7 protein-coding genes are annotated in these 4,772 nt (G+C 71.4%); all 7 read left to right on the top strand.

From position 1 onward, the window contains the following. Positions 1-1,282, top strand: a 1,282-nt coding sequence (locus B7X32_RS18570) for an amino acid permease (protein ID WP_292723082.1), incomplete at its 5' end; no start/stop codon positions are given. A gap of 2 nt (positions 1,283-1,284) precedes the next feature. After that, positions 1,285-2,886, top strand: a complete 1,602-nt coding sequence (locus B7X32_RS18565) for an amidohydrolase family protein (RefSeq protein ID WP_292723079.1) — start codon at positions 1,285-1,287, stop codon at positions 2,884-2,886. A 121-nt stretch (positions 2,887-3,007) separates the two neighbouring features. After that, a complete protein-coding gene (locus B7X32_RS18560) occupies positions 3,008-3,358 on the top strand; it encodes a TraR/DksA C4-type zinc finger protein (protein ID WP_292723075.1) in 351 nt (116 codons plus the stop codon). Positions 3,359-3,501: 143 nt separating this feature from the next. Next, positions 3,502-3,930, top strand: coding sequence for an Asp23/Gls24 family envelope stress response protein (locus B7X32_RS18555; RefSeq protein WP_292723071.1), 429 nt, complete (start codon positions 3,502-3,504; stop codon positions 3,928-3,930). After that, entirely contained in the window at positions 3,927-4,118 is a 192-nt protein-coding gene (locus B7X32_RS18550; RefSeq protein WP_292723068.1) for a hypothetical protein, read from the top strand. The genes B7X32_RS18555 and B7X32_RS18550 overlap by 4 nt, the downstream gene beginning before the upstream one ends. Beyond that, positions 4,115-4,471: a hypothetical protein gene (locus B7X32_RS18545; RefSeq protein WP_292723066.1), complete on the top strand. Its 357-nt coding sequence runs from the start codon at positions 4,115-4,117 to the stop codon at positions 4,469-4,471. The genes B7X32_RS18550 and B7X32_RS18545 overlap by 4 nt, the downstream gene beginning before the upstream one ends. Beyond that, the coding region (locus B7X32_RS18540; protein ID WP_292723063.1) for a hypothetical protein at positions 4,468-4,772 on the top strand (305 nt) is incomplete at its 3' end. The genes B7X32_RS18545 and B7X32_RS18540, both read left to right, overlap by 4 nt.

The following is a 4,772-nucleotide window of genomic DNA, read 5'->3' as shown; positions in this document are numbered from 1 at the left end:
GCTCGTGCTGTTCGGCCTCGTCTACATGGTGCCGCTGACGGCGTTCACGACATACGGCATCGTGACCCAGCTCACCGGGGGACGCGTCGCGGCGACCTACGTCATCACGCTCGTCGCGATGGTGTTCACCGCGCGCTCCTACGCGCGGATGTCGATCGCCTATCCGTACTCGGGTTCCGCGTACGTGTACACCCAGCAGTCCTTCGGCGGAGCGATCGGCTTCCTCGCCGGCTGGGCGCTCCTGCTCGACTACCTGTTCCTTCCGATGATCAACTACCTCATCATCGGTCTGTACATGGGAAGCAGCTTCCCCGGCGTCCCCTCCTGGATCTGGATCATCGCCGCCATCGCCGTGGTCACCGTCCTCAACGTCGTCGGCATCGTCTCCGTCGCCCGCGCGAACTTCGTCATCATCGCGGTGCAGGCCGTCTTCATCGCCGCGTTCGTCGCGCTCTCGCTCGGAGCCGCGTCCGGGCACGGAGTCGATCCGCTCGCGCCGTTCACCGGCGACGGCACCGTCGGCAGCTTCCTCCCGCTGTTCCAGGGTGCGGCGATCCTCTGCCTGTCCTTCCTCGGCTTCGACTCCGTCTCGACCCTCGCCGAGGAGGCGAAGGACTCCCGGAGGACGGTGCCGCGGGCGATCATGATCGTCACCGTCGTCGCCGGCCTGCTGTTCATCCTGCTCACCTACGTCGCACAGCTCGCCTACCCGTCGAACTCCTTCACCTCGGCGGACACCGCGAGCATCGAGGTCGTCGCCTCGCTGGGGCAGCAATGGCTGTCCATCCTCTTCATCGCGGGCTTCATCGCAGGCAGCATCGGATCCGCTCTCACATCGCAGGCGTCGGTCGCGCGCATCCTGTTCGCCATGGGGCGGGACGGCGTGCTGCCGCGCGCCGTCTTCGGACGCCTGAACAAGCGCTTCGGCACGCCCGTCATCCCGATCCTCATCGTCTCGGTCGTCTCCCTCTACGCGCTGTTCGCGGACCTGCTCACCGTGTCCAACATGATCAGCTTCGGCGCGCTCATCGCGTTCTCCTGCGTGAACCTCTCGACGATCAAGCACTACTTCGTCGACCGCGGCGAACGAGGCGGATGGCACGCGGTGAACAACCTCGTCCTGCCGGGCATCGGGTTCGCGCTCACCGTCTGGCTGTGGACGAACCTCACCGGCATGACCTTCCTCGTCGGCCTCTCCTGGCTGGCGGTCGGCTTCGTGCTGCTGCTCATCGTCACGCGTTTCTTCCGCCGCCCCACCCCCACCCTCGATCTGAAGGAGTGACCTTGGTCGACACGATCGTCATCGGAGCGCGGGTGCGCTCGCTCGCACCGGAGACCGCAGAGGGCGCGGACGCCATCGCGATCGCCGACGGCCGGATCACCGCCGTCGGGCCCAGAGCCGAGATCCTCCCGCTCGCGGAGGCGGGGACGGAGCTGATCACCCATCCGGAGGCGACCATCATCCCGGGTCTCGTCGACGGGCACAGCCATCCCGTCTACAGCCTCGGCATCGTCCGCGGCCTGTCGCTGACAGGCGTGCACACCTACGCGGAGCTCCTCGCCGCCCTCGAGCGCGGGCGCGACGATCAGGCCGGCGAGGAGTGGTTCCTCGCCTGGGGCCTCGATCCGACCGCGTTCGAGGGGCGACCGATCGGCAATGCCGCGCTGCACGAGGTGCTCGGCGCGGACCGCCCGGCCTACATCAAGATGTTCGACGCGCACTCCGGCATCGCCTCGGCGGCCGCGCTCGCCCGCGCCGGCATCGACGCCCCGGTTTCGCACCCCGACGGGTCCGGAGCCGCGGGCGACGAGGACGGGAATCTCACCGGCCACGTGATCGAGTTCCCGACCATGGAGATCGTCGAGCGGGCCCTGCCCGCGCTGCACTTCGCCGACCGGGTCGCGCAGCTGCATCGTCTCCTGTCGGACATGGCCGCCGTCGGCATCACGGCCGCGCACGTCATGGATCTGCAGGACGACGATGCCCTCGACCTGCTGGCCGCGATCGAGGCGTCCGGCGACCTGCCCGTGCGACTGCGGATCTCGCCGTGGGTCACACCCGAGACGACGGACGCCGAGGTCGCCGCGCTCATCGAGATGCAGGGTCGCGGCGGGCGGCGGTACCGGGTGGAAGGCGTCAAGTTCTTCATCGACGGCACCGTCGAGGGCGGCACCGCCTGGTTGTCTCACCCCGATGCCGAGGGCGAAGGACTCTCCTCCGCCTGGACGCCCGCCGAGGCCTACGCCGAGCGCGTGCGGCAGTTCGACCGCGCAGGGGTGCCGACCGCGACGCATGCGATCGGCGATCGGGGGATCCGGTTCGTCGCGGAGACGTTGGCCGCCCTGCCGCAGGGCGGCCCGACGCACCGCATCGAGCACATCGAGTCGGCGGAGGACGACGTCATCGCACTCATCGGCGCGAGCGGCATCGTCGCGAGCATGCAGCCGACGCACTGCACGCATCACGTGCGCAGGGACGGCTCCGACGATTGGTCGCGGCGTCTCGGCGCGGAGCGGGCAGGCCGCGCCTGGCGCACCGCCGACGTGCGCCGCAGCGGCGCGGTGCTCGCCCTGGGATCGGACTGGCCGGTCGCGGCATTCGATCCGTGGGAGATCATGGCGGACGCCCGGGGGCGCCGCTCCGTCGCGGTCGCCGGCTCTGCTCCTGTGGGGCCGGAACAGGCGCTCACCGCGGCGGAGGCGCTCGAGGGGTACACGACGCATGCGCATCGCGCGGTCGCGTCCGACGGCGGACGCCTCGTCCCCGGCGCACCGGCGGATCTCCTCGTGATCGACCGCGATCCGCTGGAGGCCTCGCCCGAAGAGCTCCTCCGGACGCGCGTGCTGCTGACCCTCGTCGACGGGGAGCCCACCGCCCGCCGGTGAACGACGCCCGTCCGCGGAAGGGGCCGTGGCGGCGAAGCGTGTCGGCGATGCGTCCTCGCTCCGGGAGGTCCGAGGGGCGTCCTGCGGAGCCATCCGGAGGACGCCCGCCTAGAGTGGCCGCATGACCGCCGACGCCCGTGCGCTGCTCGACGAGCTCCGCGTGCGCGCCGCCGCGCGGGCCGCCTCGGCGTCGCAGGCGCTGGACGAGCTCGTGCACGACAGGCAGGGCTCGAACGACGACGACGAGCACGATCCGGAGGGCGTGCCCCTGTCGTCCGAGTGGTCGCGGCTGTCCGCGCTGCAGGACGACGCCGCCGCCCGGCTGCGGCAGGTCGACGACGCCCTCGTCCGTCTGGACGCGGGCGCCTACGGGGTCTGCACCGCGTGCGGACGGCCGATCCCGCCCGCACGACTCGAGGTGCGGCCGTTCGCCGAGCACTGCGTCGCCTGCGCCGAGCGCCTGGGGCGATGAGGGCGCCGATCGTGGTCGTCACACGGGGATCCGGATCTCTTCAGAACTTCTTTGTGACGAATCGGCTCCCACCTCCGTCATGGAGGTGAGGTCGCAGACAGCGACGACGCACGGGGAGTGCGCACCACCGAGGGGGAACGGACATGGCCAACGACATCACCGGCAAGCAGGCCGCCGAGAACAGCGCCGCTCAGGGCGGGAAGACCACGATCGAGGATGCGGTCGTCGCGAAGATCGCGGGCATCGCCGCGCGCGACGTTCCGGGCGTGCACGCGCTCGGCGGCGGAGCCGCCCGCGTCGTCGGCGCCATCCGCGATGCGCTGAACTCGACGGACCTCGCCCAGGGCATCGGCGTCGAGGTCGGCGAGAAGCAGGTCGCCGTGGACGTGACGCTGGTGGCGGAGTATCCGGTTTCGCTGCAGGAGCTGGCGGGTGCGGTGCGGGCGTCCGTGTACCGGGCGATGCAGGAGCTCGTGGGCCTCGAGGTCACCGAGGTCAACGTCACCATCAACGACGTGCACATCCCGTCCGAGGACGAGGGCGACGACGGCCAGGAGGCGCGAGTCCAGTGAACGCGAGCACCATCGGCGCCGCCGTCGGTGCGGTGCTCGCCCTGACCTGGGTCGCCTTCGGCTTCTGGGCCTTCCTGTTCGTGGGTCTCGCGATGCTCGTCGGGGTGGGCGTCGCCCGCCTCCTGCGAGGCGACATCGACCTGCACGAGCTGGTCCAGGCGCTGCGCGGGCGACGCACCTCGTCATGAGCGCGGTGGCCGCGCCCACCGCGGCGCCGGCACTGCCCGGACGCACGACGGTCACGGCGCGCGCGCTGCATCGCCTCGGCGTGGGGATCGTCGCGAGCGCCTCGGGGGCGGATCCTCGTGAGGTCGCCCTGCGCTGGGACGACGCGAACGGAGGGCTGCACGCCACCGTGACGCTGCCGCTGCCGCTGCCGCTGCGACCTGGGATCGCGGCGGGGCGGACGATCGAGGAGCAGGGCGCTGATCTGCGGGCGTCCCTGGTGACGGGCATGGCGGAACGAGCGGGACGGAGTGTGAGCCGAGTGGATCTGCGATTCGCCGGCGTCCGCCGCGAGGAGACGAGGAGGGTGCGATGAACGAGGGGGATCGGGTCGTGAACCGGCGTCTGCTGCGCCGCGAGCTCTGCACCGCCCGGACCGGGCCCGCCGCCGTCGTCGCGGTCGTGCTGCTCGCGGCATCGATCGCCGCCGTCGTTACGGCGATCTGGACCGCGGATCCATCGGGGGCATCCGTGGTCCGGGACGGCGCGGCGGCGGTGAGCGGATCGCGCCGCATTCCGAGCGCATCGCAGGCATGGCCGGCGGCAACATGGCGGCTCCGCGGCAATGCCGCCCCTGACGGAACCGCCCATGCCCCGCGCTGCCCTTCGCCCCCTCG

Source organism: Microbacterium sp. 13-71-7 (assembly GCF_002257455.1).
Taxonomy (GTDB): domain Bacteria; phylum Actinomycetota; class Actinomycetes; order Actinomycetales; family Microbacteriaceae; genus Microbacterium.
The sequence above is the reverse complement of the archived record's forward strand: the minus strand, read 5'-3'. Positions and strand labels throughout refer to the sequence as shown.